At 71.3% G+C, this 15371-nt stretch carries 15 protein-coding genes; 5 read left to right on the plus strand and 10 right to left on the minus strand.

Annotated features, from left to right (window positions below):
- Positions 1-5: 5 nt before the first annotated feature.
- Positions 6-530 carry a YwqJ-related putative deaminase gene (locus N7925_RS21865; RefSeq protein WP_265601167.1) on the minus strand — a complete coding sequence of 175 codons (525 nt, stop codon included), beginning with the start codon at positions 528-530 and terminating at the stop codon, positions 6-8.
- Between the two features lie 235 nt (positions 531-765).
- Between N7925_RS21865 and N7925_RS21870 the strand changes: the two genes are divergently transcribed.
- The 4 genes from N7925_RS21870 to N7925_RS21885 all read left to right on the plus strand — a co-directional run bounded on the left by N7925_RS21870 (position 766) and on the right by N7925_RS21885 (position 6792).
- Positions 766-1743, plus strand: a complete 978-nt coding sequence (locus N7925_RS21870; protein WP_274346524.1) for an SMI1/KNR4 family protein — start codon at positions 766-768, stop codon at positions 1741-1743.
- 5 nt (positions 1744-1748) lie between these two features.
- Entirely contained in the window at positions 1749-4289 is a 2541-nt protein-coding gene (locus tag N7925_RS21875; protein ID WP_443032230.1) for an SUKH-4 family immunity protein, read from the plus strand.
- A gap of 260 nt (positions 4290-4549) precedes the next feature.
- Entirely contained in the window at positions 4550-5440 is an 891-nt protein-coding gene (locus N7925_RS21880) for a cellulose-binding protein (RefSeq protein WP_274344894.1), read from the plus strand.
- A gap of 200 nt (positions 5441-5640) precedes the next feature.
- Positions 5641-6792, plus strand: coding sequence for a cytochrome P450 (locus tag N7925_RS21885; protein WP_274344895.1), 1152 nt, complete (start codon positions 5641-5643; stop codon positions 6790-6792).
- A 139-nt stretch (positions 6793-6931) separates the two neighbouring features.
- On the opposite strand, the gene N7925_RS21890 is transcribed toward N7925_RS21885, so the two are convergent.
- The 9 genes from N7925_RS21890 to N7925_RS21930 form a co-directional block, all read right to left on the minus strand.
- Positions 6932-8215 carry a cytochrome P450 gene (locus N7925_RS21890; RefSeq protein WP_274344896.1) on the minus strand — a complete coding sequence of 428 codons (1284 nt, stop codon included), beginning with the start codon at positions 8213-8215 and terminating at the stop codon, positions 6932-6934.
- The gene (locus tag N7925_RS21895; RefSeq protein ID WP_265601173.1) at positions 8212-8826 is read right to left on the minus strand and encodes a GTP-binding protein; all 615 of its coding nucleotides are present in this window, start codon (positions 8824-8826) and stop codon (positions 8212-8214) included. The genes N7925_RS21890 and N7925_RS21895 overlap by 4 nt, the downstream gene beginning before the upstream one ends.
- Positions 8807-9163 (minus strand): DUF742 domain-containing protein, encoded by a 357-nt coding sequence (locus tag N7925_RS21900; protein ID WP_265601174.1) that lies wholly within the window; start codon positions 9161-9163, stop codon positions 8807-8809. The genes N7925_RS21895 and N7925_RS21900 overlap by 20 nt, the downstream gene beginning before the upstream one ends.
- A complete protein-coding gene (locus tag N7925_RS21905; RefSeq protein ID WP_007447032.1) occupies positions 9160-9576 on the minus strand; it encodes a roadblock/LC7 domain-containing protein in 417 nt (138 codons plus the stop codon). Before N7925_RS21905 ends, N7925_RS21900 begins: the two co-directional genes overlap by 4 nt.
- A gap of 115 nt (positions 9577-9691) precedes the next feature.
- Entirely contained in the window at positions 9692-11746 is a 2055-nt protein-coding gene (locus tag N7925_RS21910) for an ATP-binding protein (protein WP_274344897.1), read from the minus strand.
- A 603-nt stretch (positions 11747-12349) separates the two neighbouring features.
- Positions 12350-13006 (minus strand): DUF433 domain-containing protein, encoded by a 657-nt coding sequence (locus N7925_RS21915; RefSeq protein WP_274344898.1) that lies wholly within the window; start codon positions 13004-13006, stop codon positions 12350-12352.
- A 70-nt stretch (positions 13007-13076) separates the two neighbouring features.
- Positions 13077-13283 (minus strand): DUF397 domain-containing protein, encoded by a 207-nt coding sequence (locus N7925_RS21920; protein ID WP_274344899.1) that lies wholly within the window; start codon positions 13281-13283, stop codon positions 13077-13079.
- Between the two features lie 53 nt (positions 13284-13336).
- Positions 13337-13462 (minus strand): DUF397 domain-containing protein, encoded by a 126-nt coding sequence (locus N7925_RS21925; RefSeq protein WP_331617653.1) that lies wholly within the window; start codon positions 13460-13462, stop codon positions 13337-13339.
- Positions 13419-14333, minus strand: coding sequence for a helix-turn-helix domain-containing protein (locus N7925_RS21930; RefSeq protein WP_274344901.1), 915 nt, complete (start codon positions 14331-14333; stop codon positions 13419-13421). The genes N7925_RS21925 and N7925_RS21930 overlap by 44 nt, the downstream gene beginning before the upstream one ends.
- 167 nt (positions 14334-14500) lie before the next feature.
- On the opposite strand from N7925_RS21930, the gene N7925_RS21935 reads away from it, so the two are divergent.
- Positions 14501-15043 (plus strand): ATP-binding protein, encoded by a 543-nt coding sequence (locus N7925_RS21935; RefSeq protein ID WP_274344902.1) that lies wholly within the window; start codon positions 14501-14503, stop codon positions 15041-15043.
- The last annotated feature ends 328 nt before the right edge of the window (positions 15044-15371 follow it).

Consider the following 15371-nt stretch of genomic DNA (forward strand, 5'->3'; position numbering starts at 1 on the left):
GGCGGTCAGCCCTTCTCGGCGGTGGTCGCGGTGCCGGTGGAGGTCAGGTCGACGGGGCGTACGCCGAAGTGGGACAGGAGTGCGGAGCAGGACCGGCAGGGTGGTGCGTAGCTGCCGTGGAGGGGGTCGCCGTCCTCGCGGATGCGGCGGGTGGTGAGCCGGGAGTGTTTGAGCGCGCGGCGTGCTTCCCCGTTGGTCAGGGGTTTTCGCTGGGCGCGTTTGGAGCGTCCGCTCTCGGCGGCGGTGAGTTGGCGGGAGAGCAGTATGGCTTCGGGGCAGCGGCCGGTGAAGCGTTCGCGCTGGCCGCTGGTGAGGGTGTCGAGGAAGTCCTGGACGAGTGGGTGCAGTACCGGTGGCTGGTCCCCTTTGCCGGCGGTGCAGGTCAGGGTCTCGCCGCGTACGGACAGCGCGGCGGCCACGGCGGGGAGGATCCCGTCGCGGCGGTGGATCAGTCGGGGTGTACGGCTGGTCTCGGTGCTGCTCCAGCTGAGGCGCGGATCCCCCGATGTGGCGGTTTGTGTGGAATGCATCGTGTTGGCGTCCCTCCCTGCAATCCCCCGAGTTGCGGGGACAGCCTGCCAAATGTGCCAGGTGGTGGGGAAGCTGGGTCGGGGAAACGTGTCCGCGTGTCGCCCGGAGGTGCGGGAGCGCCGCCTCACCGTCACGCGCATGTGACCGTTCGTGACGGATCCGGCGGGACGGGATCCCCTGTCGCCCCACGGCTTAGGCTGTGCGGAACACCGGACGCAGCAGGGGGCAACAGCCATGACGACAGGTCGGCTCGGGCAGCAAGCCGCGCCACCGAACGCCGCTTACGCCGGGCAGGTCGTGAACTTCCCGGACCCGGTCCGGGCGTCCCGCCACCCCAGAGGGGTGCGGATGGACGGGAACGGTCACCCGGTTCTTTCGCCGTATGCGCGTGCCGCCGCCGAGATCGCCGATCCGCCTCCTGGTTTCGGTATCGATGAGCTGCGCCTCACCGACTACGTGTCGGCGAACGCGGCGTTGGCGGCGAGCGGTCACGACCTGTGGGACACGATTCCCGCGGTGGCGACCCCGCACGGCTGGACCTGGCATCACGTGCCGGGCGGTCGGCGGATGGAGTTGGTGCCGGTCGAGGTGAAGGCGCTGCTGCGTCATCACGGCGGTCTGGCGGGCACGGACGTGGATCAGAACCGGCGTGGCACCCGCCCGTTGCAGGAGACCCGCCCGGCGCACTTCCGGCTGCCCAGGGGTGCGGCCGCGGTGAGCGAGCAGCAGGTTCAGGGTGTCGAGGAGGATCTCGGTTACCGGCTGCCGGGTGCGTACCGCTCGTTCCTGAAGGTGGCGGGCGGTTCGGCCCCGGTGGGCGCGGCGTTGGACGCGGAGCTGGGGCTGTTGGTGGACCAGCCGTTCTTCACGGTGCGTGACGAGGCGGCGGTGAACGATCTGGTGTACGTGAACAAGTGTCTGCGGGACCACTTCACCAAGGATTTCCTGGGTGTCGCTTTTGTCCAGGGTGGGATTCTCGCCGTGAAGGTGCGCGGCCAAGACCTTGGTTCGGTGTGGTTCTGCCCGTACGACGATGCCCGGGACCGGGACGGCTGGAGTGTCCAGGAGCGTGTGGAGCGGCTGTTGCTGCCCTGCGGTGCGGACTTCGATGCCTTCCTCCAGCGGTTGGCGGGCAATCCGCCGGAGTTGGAGACCGTGGCGAACCTGATGGTGGACGGTGGCTTCGCGCGCGCCGTCCCGGTGGAGGGGTGAGCGCGGTGGTGACTTTCGCGCAGGCACAGGAGCGGGCGGACGAGTGGGTCAACGGTGACGTGCCCGCGTACCAGCACCGTGAGGTACGGGTCCGTGAGTTCGAGCTGGGTTTCGTGGTGTGGGCCGAGGACCGGGCGGAGGGCCCCGTGTCGGACGGGGGCCGTCAGCGGCTGGTGATCGCGCGGGACAGCGGTGAGGCGACGTTGTGGCCGGGGCTGCCGGTGGGTGAGGTGATCCGGCGGTACGAGGAGGATTACGGGACTCCGGCCGGTGCGCCGGTCGCGGCTCCCGAGCCGCCGCGGCGGGTGGACCTGAACCAGACGTCGTTCCTGTTGACGCCGCCGGAGTGGCTCCAGGAGGCGGCGGACAAGCTGGGGATTCCGGATCATCGTGCGGAGCGCCGGGAGTCGGCGGAGGCGGCCGTGGCCGCCTCCGGTGCGCCCGCCGCCCCTGCCGCTTCCGTTTCCGAGCCCGGCCCTGTGCCCTCCGCTGTCGCGGACGCGTCGCCGCTGCCTTCCTCGCCCGCTTCCGCCGGGGGTTCCGCCGCGTCGTGGCCCGCCGCCGGCGGCGACGCCCACGAGCCCACGGCCTCCGACGGGGTGCCCGCAGGAGCGACCCCCTGGGCGGGTACGGACACCAACTCGGACTCCGACGACGGGGCCGTTCCGCTGCCCGCGACGGTGTTCGCGCCGCCGCTGTCGGGCACGGACGACGAGGAGGCCCCGCCGCTGGTCGTCCCGGCGGAGGCGCCCACGGCCCTGATGTCCGGGGGCAGTCAGCTGCCGCGTACGCAGGTGGCGCAGGCGCTCCGGCCGGGCCAGGGTCCCCCGGGCGGGGCGGGTGACATCGCGGACGCGGCCACCAGCAAGGCGGTCGTGCCGCCGCGCGGGGCTCGCGGGGGCGGTTCGTCGGCCCCGCCGCCGCCCGGCGCCCCGGGGGTTCCCGGGATGCCGCCCGGTGCGACGCCGCCGCCTTCGGGTCCGGGTGCGCCCGGTGCTCCGGCGGGCGGGTACGTCCCGACGCAGCTCGTGTCCCAGCTCGGCCCGCCCGGTGCCACCCCGCCGCCGGGGCCGCTGCCGGGCTCCACGCCGCCTCCCGGGCCGCCCGGGCCTCCTGGGCCTCCCGGTCCGCCGCCCGGTTCCACGCCGCCCCCGGGCGGGGGGATGCACCATGCCGCGACGATGTTCGCCGACGGGAGCAGCATCGGTGCGGGCGTCGCGGGTGCGCCCAGGCCGCCGGGTCCGCCGGGGCCGCCCGGTGCCCCGGGAGTTCCGCAGCCTCCCGGCCCGCCCGGTGTTCCGGGTGCGCCGCAGCCTCCCGGTCCGCCGGGTCCGCCGCCCGGTTCCACGCCGCCTCCCGGTGGGGTGCACCACGCGGAGACGATGTTCGCGAGCCCGGGGCAGGTGGGGCCGCCGAGCCCTCCCGGTCCTCCCGGTCCTCCCGGGGCCCCCGGCGCTTCGCCGGTCGGAGCCCCCGGTCCCGTACCGCAGCCGCCGGGTCCGCCCGGTCCGCCGCCCGGTGGGCACACTCCGCCGCCGGCGGCGTACGGCTATCCGCAGCAGCCCACCGGTCAGCCGACCGTGGGCCCCGGCTACCAGGCCGTGCTGCGGTTCCGGGCTCCGGACGGCAGCGAGCAGCAGCTGATCCGCCGTTCGGCGCCGGGCACCCCGCACCCCGAGTGGCAGATGCTGCACGAGCTGCGGGCGATGAACGTGCCGCCGCAGCAGGTCATCGAGCTGCACACCGAGCTGGAGTCCTGTGAGCTGCCGGGCGGTTACTGCGCCCGGATGATCCGGGAGACCTGGCCGCAGGTGCGGATCACCAGCGTCGCCCCGTACGGCACGGATCACGCCAGCCGTCAGCAGGGCATGCAGCATCTGCTGACGCACCAGGGCGAGCTGCACCAGGTCGCGGACGGCCCGGCGCGGCCCGCGCCGGTGCGGGCGCCGCTGCCGCAGATGCCGCCCGCGCCCGCGCTGCCGCCGGAGGCGGTGGCCGAGGAGCTGGTGCAGGCGTTCGGTCCGCAGGGCATCCTGCGGTTCGACCAGCGGGCGGTGTCCCGTCAGGGGGTGCCGGAGATCGTCGCGCACACCTTGGTGTGGGCGGGGCTGCCCGCCGATTTCGGGCCGTTCTTCTGGGCGCAGCCGGGTCAGCCGGTGGTGCCGACGCTGGCCGAGCTGGCGGTGCAGCGGCAGGTGCAGCCCGCGCCGGACGCGGGGTCGTATCTGGTGATGGGCACGGACTTCGGCCGGGCGATCTGTGTGCAGTACGGGACGGCGAACATCGTGGCCGTGCCGGTGGAGGCGGGTCCCGGTGGGCAGTCGGTGCCGCCGCAGTTCGTGAACACCGGGCTGCCGGAGTTCGTGCGGTCGATGGCGTTGCTGGGCCGGATGTGGCGGTTGCGGTTCGGCCTGAACCCGGAGCAGGCGGGCCGTTGGACCGTCGATTTCCAGGCACAGCTGGTGGCGCTGGACCCGGCGGCGCTGGCGTCGCCGGAGAGCTGGTGGTCGGTGCTGCTGGAGCAGATGTGGGACGGCCTGATCTGAGCCGTACGCAGAGCTGAGCGGCGAGTGCGTAAGGAGGCGTCCGGACCCCGGAAGGGGCCGGGCGCCTCCTTGTGTACCGGGGGTGGGCCGGGGGCCCGGGCCGATGATCACCGGTTCGCCCGGGTCTGTGATGCCGGTCGCTTCCGGCCTGAATGCGGTTGATCGATTCCGACTTCCGGCACCAATTGCCGCATCCTTGACGTGTTACGGGTGTCGGAGCGTGGCAGGGCGTGTCGGCGGGTCGGAGAGAGGTTTCAGGGATGAGTGCTGGACCGGGGTCCGCGTACGACGTCGTCGGGGTGCGGGGGCGTGGTTACCGTCCGGAGCAGGTGGACCGGGTGGCGGCCGCCCTGGTCGCCGAGCGGGACGGGGCGCTCGCCGAGCTCACGCGGCTGACGGGCAGGGTGGAGGAGCTGCTCGCGGAGTCCGCCCGGCTGGCGGAGGCTGTGGCGACGCTGCCCGTGCAGGACTACGCGGAGCTGGGGGAGCGGGCGCAGCGGATCCTGGCGCTGGCCGAGAGCGAGGCGGAGGCGCTGGACGCCGATGCGGTCGCGGCGGGCCAGGCGCTGCGGGACGCGGCGGAGGCGGCGGGCCGGGTGGCCGGGGACGCGGCGCGCGAGGCGGCCGGCGGGGTGCGTGCGGCGGCGGACCGGGCGGCCGAGGAGCGGGTGGCGGGGGCGGTCCGGGAGGCGGAGGGGCTGCTCGCCGCGGCCCGGCAGGACGCCGAGGAGGTGCGGGCGGCGGCCGCTTCCGTGATGGCGGCGACCCGTGACCGTACGGCGAGCGTGCTGGCCCACCAGGAGCAGGAGCACGCGGAGCGCCTCAAGGCGGCCGAGGCCGAGATGGCCGCCGCCGAGGCGGCGTCGGAGGCCCGGTTCGCGGGGCTGACCGAGCGGGCCGAGGCGCTGCTCGCGGAGGCGGGACGGGACCTCGCCGCCACGCAGGAGGTGGCCCGGCACGGCCAGGAGGACGCGGAGGCGCGGGCGGCGGAGCTGCTGGCCGAGGCCCGGGTCCGTGAGGAGCGGGTGGTGCGGGAGACGGAGCGGATCCTGCGGGAGCACGAGGAGGGCCGCGAGGAGGCCCAGGCGCACATGGCGCATGTGCGCAGCTCGCTGGCGGCGCTGACGGGGCGGGTGGCGTCGGGCGACTGAACGGGTTCCGGCAGGTCGCAAAGGACCGGCAGGTCGCAACGGGTGGCAACTCTTGACGAACGCGTGTTCTCGGGAGGTGATGGAAGCGTTCAGTTCCCACGTATCCGTTCCCCGTTCAGCAGGGAGTGTTCATGTCGGTCCCAGCGCCGGACATTTTGTCACCGGAGTTCGAAAGAGATCCGTATCGGGCGTATCGCCTGATGCGTCAGGACACGCCCCTCATGTGGCACGAGGCCACCGGAAGTTACATCGTCTCGCGTTATGAGGACGTCGAGCGCGTCTTCAAGGACAAAGAAGGCGAATTCACCACGGAGAACTACGACTGGCAGATCGAACCCGTGCACGGGCGGACGATCCTCCAGCTCAGCGGGCGCGAGCACGCCGTGCGTCGGGCCCTGGTCGCGCCGGCCTTCCGGGGCAGCGACCTGCGCGAGAAGTTTTTACCGGTCATCGAGCGCAATTCGCGCGAATTGATCGACAGGTTCCGTGATGCGGGTTCCGTCGATCTGGTCGCCGACTATGCCACCCGCTTTCCTGTCAACGTCATCGCCGACATGCTCGGACTGGACAAGTCCGACTATGAGCGCTTTCACGGTTGGTACACGGCCGTCATCGCGTTTCTCGGCAATCTCTCCGGTGATCCGGAGGTGGCCCGGGCCGGTGAGCGTACGCGCGTCGAATTCGCCGAGTACATGCTGCCGATCATCCGGAAGCGGCGGGAGGAGCCGGGCGACGATCTGCTGTCGACGCTGTGCACCGCGGAGGTCGACGGCGTCCGGATGGGCGACGAGGACATCAAGGCGTTCTGCAGTCTGCTGCTGGCCGCCGGGGGTGAGACCACCGACAAGGCCATCGCCGGCATCTTCACCAATCTGCTGCGCCACCCGGAGCAGTTGGCGGCGGTCCGCGCCGATCGCACCCTCATATCCCGCGCCTTCGCCGAGACGCTGCGCTACACGCCGCCGGTGCACATGATCATGCGCAAGTCGGCGACGGAGGTGGTGCTCAGCGGCGGTACCGTACCGGCGGGTGTCACCGTCACCTGTCTGATAGGCGCCGCCAACCGTGACGAGGACCGCTACCGGAACCCGGATGTCTTCGACATCTTCCGTGAGGACCTGACCGCCACGAACGCCTTCTCGGCGGCGGCCGACCATCTCGCCTTCGCACTCGGCCGGCACTTCTGCGTCGGTGCTCTGCTGGCCAAGGCCGAGGTCGAGATCGGGGTGGGCCAGTTGCTGGACGCGATGCCGGACCTGCGGCTGGCCGACGGCTTCGACCCGGTCGAGCGGGGTGTCTTCACTCGAGGGCCGCAGAGCCTGCCGGTCCGCTTCACGCCGGTGTCCGGCTGACCGGAACGCGGACTGTCCGACCGACAGGAACGCCGACTGTCCGACCGACAGGCTGACCGGAACGTCGACGTCGACCCGAGCGGCCGGATGACCCACGGACTCCGGCCGCTCGCACCGAAACGGTGCCGACGGACCCGCCCTAGTGGGCCATCGGGCTGAACTGGACCGGCAGCGTCGACAGCCCGCGCATCCAGATCGAAGGACGCCAGGAGAGCTCCGTCGGCTCGACCGCCAGCATCAGGTCCGGCAGCTGCTCCAGCAGCGTCTCCACCGCCGTACGGGCCATCACGTCGGCCAGCAGCGGTGCGGGATAGGGACAGCGGTGTTCGCCGCCGCTGAACGACAGGTGCGCGGAGTTCTCGGCGCCGACGTAACTCTCCGGCCAGATCTCCGGGTCGGTGTTGGCCGCGGCGAGCCCGAGGACCAGGCAGTCGCCCGCCCGGATGTGCCGGCCGCCGAGCTGGGTGTCCCGTACGGCCCAGCGGCCGATGAAGTTCTGCGTCGGGGTGTCGAGCCACAGCACCTCGTTGAGCGCCTCGCCGACGCTGAGCCGCCCGCCGGAGACGTTCAGTGCGAAGCGTTCGTCCGTCAGGAGCAGCCGCAGCGTGTTGCAGATCCAGTTCGCGGTGGGCTGCTGGGCCGCGGCGATCACCGAGATCAGGTCCTGGACGATCTCCTCGTCCGTGAGGCCCGCCCCGTGCGTCACCATGCGGGAGGTGACGTCGGTGCCGGGTGCCGCCCGCTTGTCCTTGACCAGTCGGCGCAGCCGGTCGCCGACGCGTCCGTAGGCCGCCACCGGGTCGTCGCCCTCGCCGGCGTCGAGCGAGATGCGCAGGTCTTCCACCAGCTGCTGGGTGTCGGAGCCCGATACCGGCATGCCGCACATCTGGACCACGGCCCGCATCGGCAGGGCGTGGACGTAACTGCTCATCAGTTCCGTCCGGCCGCTTCCGGCGAACTCCGCGATGAGCCGGTCGGCGATGCGCCGGCAGTCGCGTGCCAGCTCGAACTGGTCGATGCCTTCGAGGGCTTCGGTGATGACGCCGGCCCTGCGCCGGTGCTCGTCGCCCTCGGTGAAGAGCACCGACGGCTGGTAGCCGACGAACGGCATCAGCGGCCAGTCCGGGGGGATGGTCTCCCACTGGTTCCAGCGGCGTGAGTCCCGCGCGAACAGTTCGTCGTGCGTGGTGACGTAGGTCAGTTCGGCGTAGCCGAGGACCAGCCAGGCGGGAACGTCCCCGTCGAGCAGCACCGGCGCCACCGCCCCGTGATCCCGTCGCAGCGAGCGGTAGAGCTCGGTGGGCGTCTGCTGGTAGGAGGCTCCGGACAGCCGCACCGCACCGGCGTCGCCACCGGCACCGACCGGGCAGCCGGAGGGGGCCCGGGGATCGAAGGAGGGACTGGAGGGACTGGAGGTGCTCATGGTGTCGTCTCCCGGGCGATGGCCATCGTGCGCAGATGGTCGACGAGCGTGATCAGTACGTTCTTGCTGGACCGCCGGACCCGGGCGTCGCAGTCGATCATCGGGATGTGCTCGGGCAGCGCCAGGGCCTGACGGATCTCGTCGAGGGGGTGGGCGAGGTCGTCGTCGAAGCGGTTGACCGCCACCACGAACGGGGTGCCGTGGTGTTCCAGCCGGTCGATCGCGTACCAGGAGTCGTCCATGCGGCGGGTGTCCACGAGGACCACGGCGCCGAGCGTGCCGGAGAACAGCCGGTCCCACAGGAACCAGAAGCGTTCCTGGCCCGGGGCGCCGAACAGGTAGAGCACGATGCGTTCGTTGAGGCTGATGCGTCCGAAGTCGAAGGCGACCGTGGTGGTCGTCTTGGCGTCGACGCCGTCCGTCTCGTCGACGCCGACGCCCGCCTGCGTCATCACCTCTTCGGTGTTCAGCGGCCGGATCTCGCTCACCGAGTGGACGAGTGTGGTCTTGCCGACGCCGAATCCTCCGACGACGACTATCTTCAGGCCGGTTTCCGCGGCGTCGGCCAGCGGGGTGCGCTGTGCCGGCAGCTCATAGCTTCCGGAGTCCATGGAGCACCTCCTTCAGCAGGTCGGAGTCGGGGAGCGCGTTGGGCGATGTGGCCGAGCGGGGGTGGCGGGCGGTGATACGGCCCATGTCGTGGAGGTCGTCGAGCAGGATGCGTACCACGGTGACGGGAAGCGAGAGTTCGGCGGCGATCTCGACGACGGCGGTCGGGTGGCGGCACAGGTCGAGGATCCGCGCGTGCTCCGACTGCATTCCGGCGGTGGGCCGGCACTCGCTGACCACGAGGGTCACCAGGTCGAAGGAGTCCGCGGAGCGGCTGCGTCCGCCGGTGACCGTGTAGAGCCGGTCGGGGGCTCCGGTGTCGACGGGGCGGAGGGTCATGACGCGCTCCTCGGCACCTCGCCGCGTGGTGCGGCGCGCAGGTGCTCGCCGATCTGCTCGACCATCTCCGTCATCTGGTGGCCCACCACGCTGGGGTCGGCCTCCTCCGTGGCGACGACGGCCAGATGCGCGCCTTCACCGGCCTCGACGATGAAGAGCAGACCGCCGTGGAACTCGGTCATCGAGTGCCGGACGCCTCCGGTGCTGTCGCCGAACTCGATGGACGCGCCTTGGGCGAGGGCCTGCATGCCCGAGCAGATGGCCGCCAGTTGATCGGCCTGGTCGAGGGTGAGGTGCTCGGTCCAGCAGAGCTTGAGCCCGTCGCGTGACAGGGCCAGGGCGTGCCGGGTGCCGGGGGTCTGCTCGAGGAGCCTCTGCAGGAGCCAGGTGAGGCTGTTGTCTGTGGTCTGCATGATGAGTGAACGGGACCGTGGCGCCGGGGGAGCGGCGAGGGCCCGTACCTCCAATCTCGGGTGTTCGAGCGAGCGCGTCCGGTGGACCGGACACCGAACGGATGGGCGTTCCGGGTTACGGAGCGGTGGTCGGCGGTACGGTCCCGGCGTCGGGCGGCCCTTCGGCTCTGCCGTCGGGGTCTCCGGCCGCCCTGCCTTCGGGACGGCCCCCGGTACCGGCTCCGGTACTGCCCCCGGGATTGCCTCCCGGCTTGGTACCGCGCCGGAAGGCACCGAACTGCTGTCCTGCGCTGGGTGGCGGTGAGGTCCGCGGCGCGTTGCCGCGCGGGTCCCCAGGAGAGGCGGGCGTGGGCGAGCCGCGGTGGCGGCCGCGCTCCCGGTCCGCCTCCGCCATGGTGCGGCCGGGGGTCCGTACGGGCAGGCCGCCGGGGGTGGAGCTCACCGCCGGGCCGGCGGCCTCCCGCCCGTGCTCGCGCGGACGGACCACGAAATGGTTCGCCGCCGTCGCAGGTGCAGGAGGCGTTACGGCGGCGGGCGCGCCCGCTTCGGGCACGGAGGGAGGCAGGGGCGCGGGAGTGGCGGGCGGGTGTGTGGAGGCCGGTGACGGCTGTACGGGCGTGGGCTCGGGTGCGACCGGAGGCGCCGGGTAAGCCGGAGCGGCGTGAGGCGTCGGGTAGGCCGGTGCCGGGGAGGCGGGCGATGGCAGCGCGGGCGGCGTCGGCGCGGGCGCCTGTGCGACCGAGGCGGGTGCGGCGACCGCCCGCTGAACCGGAGCCGGGTGGTTCTCCCGGGGCTCCTGCGCGATCAGATGCCGGGGCAGCAGGACGACGACGCCGGTGCCGCCGCGCGAGGACGGACGGTAGTTGACGCTGATCCGGTGCTTGAGCGCGAGCCGTCCGACGACGGCGAGGCCGAGCCGGGTGCCCTGGAGCGTCGCGAGGTCCGTCGTCCGGCCGGCGACGGAGTCCGCCGCCCGTCGCATCGCCGCGTCGGCCATCTTCAGACCGCTGTCCTCGATGGTGACGACGATGCCGGTGCCGCGTTCCTCGACGTAGACGTGCACCTCGTCGATGGGCGGGGAGAAGTTGGCGGCGTTGTCCATCAGTTCGGCGAGCAGGTGCATGACGCCTTCGGCGGCGAAGCCGGAGATGGAGACGTTGGAGGAGCAGTGCAGCCGTACGCGTTGGTAGGCGGCGATGCGGCCGACCGCGCCGCGCAGAATGCTCTCCATGACGATCGGCCTGTTCCAGGCACGGCTCGGTCGGCCGCCCATCAGCAGCGCCAGCCGGTCGGTCATCAGGCCGAGCTGCGAGGTGCTGTGGTCCAGCTTCAGCAGATCCCCGAACACCTCTTCGCCGTGACGTTCCTGCATGTTCCGCAGATCGGCGAGCATGCTGACGGACTTCGCCTGGACCCGGCTGAGCGCCTTGGCCGACGCGGTCGTCGCCGCGAGAGCGCGGCGCTCGCTCAGGGCGAGCTCCCGGAGCACCGCCTCGACCGACGCGCGCAGCAGCGGCTGCTCCGGCAGGTACACCTCGGACTGCACGGTGGCGCCGGACTCGCCGTCACGGAGCCTGGCGACCACGCCCGGCAGCGTCTCGCGGGTGAACCGGTCGACCTCGGAGGTCAGCGCGTGCAGCTCCTCACGGAGCCGTGCGTTCTCCGCTCCCAGCTCGTCGTGGACCCGGGTGCTCTCCGTCCGCAGCGCGGCGGCCTGCTGCGCCTGCCCTTCGACCGTGGTCGCGAGGACGTGCAGCACCTTGCGCTGACGCGGGCTGCGCGGCAACGGGACCCGGCCGAGGGCGTCGGCGGCCTGCACTCCGCCGCGTACCAGCTGGATCAACGCGGGCAGCGCCACGTCGGCGGTGTGCGCCGTGTCCGTTTCGAGAGCGGCCAGGGAGGCCTTGAGCTGTTCGGCCTCCGCGCCCTTGGCCGAGGCCGAGCGCCGGGCACGCCGGGTGACGCCGTGAGCGGTGGCGAGCGTGACGGTCAGGGCCACCCAGGCGGTGAGGACCACCGCCACAACCCAGCCGCGCGCTTCCGAGGGCGCCAGGGTCGCTGCCACGGCTCCGGCGACGGCACACGCCGACAACACGGCCACGAGCGGGGCTATCGCGGCCCTCGGCGTTTTCCTCGGCCGGTGCTGACTGGCTGGTGCGGGTTTCGGCATGGATGCGGTTCCCTCAGTTCTACCGGGCAGAAGGTATGCGGCCGCTCCGAGAAGGTGCAGATCACCTTGGTGCATCGGAGGAAAAGCGGAAGCGGTCTTTCCTGTCGGGGGTTGACCACATCGTAGACATGCTTGTGCGGCGGATGATCCGGTCTGCGGCATAGTCCGTAGGCAGAGTGATTTTTGTCGAGAAGTGGCCAGCGGGCTTGGGGTGTTGTGGTATTCGCGAGGCGGCGCGCCGTACGGAGGGGTGCTGGCGTGAAAGGGGCCCCGGGGAATGGTCGGGACACAGGCGATGGCGCCCGCCGCACGACCTCGGCGCAGGCCGCGATTTGGTGATTCCTTGAGGTCAATAAATTCTTTTCGGCCAATCTGAAAAGCCTTGCCGGGGCGTATCGGCCGAGGCTGTGGTACCGGTAGATCCGGGATGGCACCGGTACGTGCTCAGTGACACCAGTAAATGGAGCGGTGCCGCCTGCCGATGGTCAGTCCGACCTCGGTGAGGCCGAACCCTGCACGTTCTCCGTGAGGGGCCGGCCTACGGCCACGTTCGCTCGATGCGATCGTGTCGAACGGCATAGGCGGTTGCGATCGAGGAAGAATTCAGGCGGCAAGCCGCACCACGGCTTCGCACAGTGCGCCCACCTGCTCGGGGGTCATGTCGAAGTCGTAGGCGATGTCCTCGACGGTCTCTCCGGCTTCCCACAGGTCAGTGATGGCCTGGGCCGGGACGCGATGGGCTGCGATCACGGGCAGACCGCGGCCGAACCGTGGATCGATCACCACCGGCACCGCTTCCCCGTACTGGCTGAGCTGCAGACTCGACGGGAAGTCGTCGTCCGCCTCCCACGTCAGGTAGCGAAGGTACTGCGCCACGACCTCCTGGATGGGAGCTTGGCCGTCCCTGGCCCGGCGGAGGTCCCCGAGACCGTGCTCGACGAAGATGTCCACGCCGTCCGTGGCGATGCGCTTGGAGACGAGGCCGTACGGGGTGTCGAAGGCCTTCCGTACGGCTGCCGCCGCCTCCCTGATCTCGCTCATCCGCAGTCCCAACGTGCTCAGGGACCGCAGCACGTGAGCTTCAGCCACTGCGATGAACGGTACGGAGGGCTGCCTCTTGCGCGTCGGCTCGACAGCGTGGACGAGCGGGGCCCCCGCCGCCTTCTCGTTCAGCCAGCTCTTGAGGGTCGTGTAGGGGATCTCAAGGTACGAGGACGTCTCCGTGGGTGTCAGGAGTCCGTCCGTAAATCTGTCGCCCATGATCCACCTCCCGTATGCGGCTCCGCATCGTTGCACACAACCTTGCCAGGGCTCGGCTGCGGACACATGTTCAGTGAGCGGCGACCGCTGCGACGAAGGCGGTCCAGGCGGCGGCCGGGAGAACGAGGGCGGGGCCGTGGGGGTTCTTGCTGTCACGGACGGGGACGACGCCGGGGAATCCGTCCGCCACCTCCACGCAGTCGCCGCCCTCCTGATTGCTGTAGCTGCTCTTGCGCCAGGCGGCGGCGGTCAGATCGGGACGGGATGCGGCTTCCACGGTAATCGGCCTCCAGTACGGGCTCGGTCGAGCGCTACGAGGTGGGCGCGGGTCTATCCGGCGGTTACGGTGCCGATGAACGCAGTCCAGGCAGCGCTGGTCAGCACCAGGGCGGGGCCGTGGGGGTTCTTGCTGTCACGGACGGGGACGACGCCGGGGAATCCGTCCGCCACCTCCACGCAGTTGCCGCCCTCCTGGTTGCTGTGACTGCTGCTGCGCCAGGCGGCGGCGGTCAGATCGGGACGGGATGCGGCTTCCACGGTAATCGGCCTCCAGCACGGATCGGATCAGGTCGAGCGACATCAGCGGTGGCAGCGCCATCGCCCTGAGCTGATCGTAAGTCAGAACGAACCGTTCGACCTCGTGCGGTTCCTCGGTCAACTGGCCGTGGTGTGCGCCTTCCGTGTAGGCCACTTCGGTGCCGTCCGGCATGACCAGCAGGGTGAGGGAGCCGCCCAGCGCACCGTGCTCGCCCTGGTCGAACGGCAGCACTTGGATGGTGATGCCGGGCTCCTCCGCCATGTGGAGCAACTTCTCCAACTGGCCGCGCATCACCGCCGAGCCGCCGATCGGCCGACGGAGCACGGCCTCGTCGAGGATGATCCACAACTCTGGCCGGCCCGGGCCGGCCAGCCGGGTCTGGCGGTCTAGCCGCGCGGCGACGCGTTCTTCCAGATGTTCGGCGCCCCGAAGTGAGTGGCCCACGCTCAGCAACGCCCGTGCGTATGCGGGGGTTTGCAGGAGACCGGGCACGACATGGGAGGCGTACTCGCGGATCACGGCCGCACGGGCGGAGTACGCGATGAACGCCTGCGACCAGTTCGGAAACGCCTCCCGGTACACGTACGGCCACAGATCGATCAGCAGCTCGTCCGCCACCAGCTCCCTGTCCAGAGCCCGGGCCAGCTCCAAGGTCGGTTTCGCCCCGGTCGCGCGCTCGATCTGGGCGATGCGGCTGCCGACCACATGCGTGAGCGCGCCCACGTCGGTCTGGGTGAGTCCGGCCGCCGTACGTAACTTGCGTACGCGCGATCCGAAGAGCGCAGCCATGGAGGACTGCGGGTCAATGGGTTTGGTCACGGCGCTGCTTCCGTTCCTTACGACCTGCGAGGTAAGGCGCTGTCACCTTCCGAGGCTAGGTCGCGCTCCCGACTCTTGAGTACGGAACGTCACGGAACTCGCACGTGTGGGTGACGTGAGGAGAGTCGAGTGAACGGATGGTCGGCATGACCGGCAAGAGGACGACCACGGCGGAGAAGGCGGAGCAGGTGGAGAGGGCCGGTGCGCGAGAAGCGGTCCGGCCCGTTCCGCGCGGCTTCGGCCTGACCGCCAACGGCTACGGCTCGCTGTCCCGGCAGTTCCCTTCCACACCCCGAGGTGCGCGGCTCGCCCGCCGTTCCGTCGTGCGGCAGTTGGGCCACTGGGGGTTCGGGCCGATGACGGACGCGACGTGCTCGGTGGCCCTGGTGGTCGCGGAGCTGGCCGCCAACGCGGTGTGCCACGGGCGGCTCCGGGGGCGGAACTTCCATGTGCGGGTGGACTATGAAGGTCCCGCGAGCCGCTTCCGTATCGAGGTCTCGGACGCCGTCCTCGGCCGGACGCCCGAGGACCCGAAGCTGCCGCCGGACGATCAGGAGTCGGGGCGCGGCCTGTTCCTGGTGGAGTGCCTGGCGTCGCGGTGGGGGTGGGAGCCCCGGAACCCGATCGGGAAGACGGTGTGGGCGGAGGTGGCAGCTGTCCGGCCGGACGGCGAGGGCTAGGAGGCGGGTGCGTCAGGCCAACTTCCCCCGAATGCAACCCAGTTCGGCGCGGGACCGCGGGATACTGGATCGCACTGCTCTGAGACGGGGCTCCGGGGCGAGGGATGGCGACGAATCGGGAGACTCGGGTGGTGGCCCCGGTGTCGAGCTCGGCGTGGATGTCAGCATCGGCAGCGGGAGCGGGAGCGCCGATGGCGAGGGTTCGGGCGGCGACGGCGGTGACGAGGGCTCGGGCGGCGACGGCGGGGTCAGTGGCTCCGGCGAGGACAGTGGCTCCGGCGGGGGCGGTGCGGTGAAGCAGCCGCCCGTGAGCGACCCGACGACGGAG

The sequence above is a fragment of the Streptomyces sp. CA-278952 genome (assembly GCF_028747205.1).
Lineage (GTDB): Bacteria > Actinomycetota > Actinomycetes > Streptomycetales > Streptomycetaceae > Streptomyces.